Source organism: Chamaesiphon sp. OTE_20_metabat_361 (assembly GCF_031364565.1).
The window spans coordinates 1-1,984 of record NZ_JANLWO010000877.1 but is presented as its reverse complement, the minus strand read 5'-3'; the positions used below and the strand labels follow the sequence as shown (position 1 = coordinate 1,984).

The following is a 1,984-nucleotide window of genomic DNA, read 5'->3' as shown; positions in this document are numbered from 1 at the left end:
ACCACATCGCCAAGTACATCGAATAAAATAATGTCGTACTCGTCAAAAGCATTTAATTCTTTGAGCAGCTTAACTGTCTCTCCTACTACATAACCACCGCAACCAGCACCAGCAGGAGGCCCGCCAGCTTCGACGCAATCTACGCCGCCGTAACCTTTATAAATAACATCTTCCGGCCAAACATCTTCATAGTGATAGTCTTTTTCTTGTAATGTATCGATAATAGTCGGAATCAGAAAACCCGTCAGCGTGAAAGTACTATCGTGCTTGGGGTCGCAACCGATTTGTAAGACTTTTTTGCCGCGTTTTGCTAACGCGACGGAGATGTTGCAACTAGTGGTGGATTTGCCAATCCCACCTTTGCCATATACTGCCAATTTCACGATCTGCTAGTCTCCAATAGTTTGTAGTGTGATAAACAAGTCGTAAGTGGTTCTCCTAATTAGGAATTAGAACGCTGACTTTGGTTAAATGTGAGTGAGTATCTATAAAAATTTTGCTACGTCTAGCATTGTCCGCTAACTTTCCCGAAAATGGGTGAAAATTTACAATTCGATCGAGTGTTTAGTTTGCTTAATATTTTTCATTGCAGATGTCTCGATCGAGCTGTTTGCATTTTAGCTAGCTTTTACAGCTAAAAATCAGCGCGGGTCGGCTCTGCCTGGTAATTTGTAACTAAATAGCAACAATAGCAAATAATACTCAAACGCAATCAGAGAGCAGATAATCTGCAACTATTCCCCGTAGTCGTGTGGATTGGATGCGAGTAAAGGTCATAGGCGACTAGTCAGATAGTCGGATAGCTCGAACTGTAGACTCAAATGGCGTTAATCGGCGATAATGAGCGATCGAAACAGCAATTAAATCTTGGTTCGATCGGACATTTGTAAACATTAGTTAATTTTCTAAATTAGCGATATTTTTGTAAAAAAAAGTTAAGTTAGCGCAATAGATCGTGGCAAAATGTTTGAGAACGATCGGAGAGTAACCTTGTGATTTCAGTTGAGTACGTTCTCGCAGATCCAGAATTTAGACCACAACGAGCGGTGGATCGTGCTGCCGCTCTGGATGTGAAGGCTTATTTGCCAATCGCACCTACAGGCGAGGCGTGGGAGTCAGTCAAAGCAATACAGGCTGACTTTCAGCATCGATATCCCACAGGTTCGCTGTATATCAATGGCAAGCAAATCGCGGCAACGTTGACGCTAGAGATATTGCAGCAACACGAACCACAACTGCGATTTTTCACCCTCGCTCCAGGCGAACAAAAAATCGTCAATGCGGGATTTAAGGTGGGTTTGAGTACGGATGACCCCAACAAGATTGCTACCATGCTGGTGTGCCCCAGAAGTGGCTTAGCGTGCAAAAATTCGATTACAGTCATCAACGCACCAGGAATTGTGGACGAACACTATCCCGACTGGGTGGGGATTGGATTAGTCAATCACGGTAGGGATTTACATCTATTCAGTCACGGCGCGCGCATCGCACAGGTGATGTTTCTAGAGGTGTGTGTGGCGCAGGAGCGGGTAGTAGATGCGTTAACAATGGTGGGAGAACGGAAGGGAGGATTTGGGCATACAGGGGTCTAAGAGTTGAAAGTTGAAAGTTGAAAGTTGAAAGTTGAAAGAACTGCTGTGGCACTAAAAAAATCCGAACTATATAGCTCTCTGTGGTCTGGCTGCGATGAGTTGCGCGGCGGGATGGATGCCAGCCAGTACAAAGATTATGTGCTGGTGATGTTGTTTATCAAGTATGTCAGCGATAAATATGCTGGCTTACCCTTTGCGCCGATCTCGATTCCGGCGGGGTCGAGCTTTGCAGATCTGGTGGCGCTGAAAGGGACGGCAGATATCGGCGATGCGATTAATAAAAAGATAATTGCGCCGCTGGCGAAGGCAAATAATCTGTCGGACATGCCCGATTTTAACGATGCGACGAAGTTGGGGACTGGTAAAGAATTAGTCGATCGATTGACGAATTT

The 1,984-nt window shown here is 45.0% G+C and carries 3 protein-coding genes; 2 read left to right on the top strand and 1 reads right to left on the bottom strand.

The features are described from left to right. On the bottom strand, window positions 1-383 hold a 383-nt coding region (locus RMO35_RS24665; RefSeq protein WP_309745324.1), incomplete at its 3' end, for an AAA family ATPase. Between the two features lie 609 nt (window positions 384-992). Between RMO35_RS24665 and RMO35_RS24660 the strand changes: the two genes are divergently transcribed. Together RMO35_RS24660 and RMO35_RS24655 are read left to right on the top strand one after the other, a co-directional pair. Then, the gene (locus RMO35_RS24660) at window positions 993-1,592 is read left to right on the top strand and encodes a hypothetical protein (RefSeq protein ID WP_309745322.1); all 600 of its coding nucleotides are present in this window, start codon (window positions 993-995) and stop codon (window positions 1,590-1,592) included. A 45-nt stretch (window positions 1,593-1,637) separates the two neighbouring features. Then, window positions 1,638-1,984, top strand: a 347-nt coding sequence (locus RMO35_RS24655) for a type I restriction-modification system subunit M N-terminal domain-containing protein (protein WP_309745320.1), incomplete at its 3' end; no start/stop codon positions are given.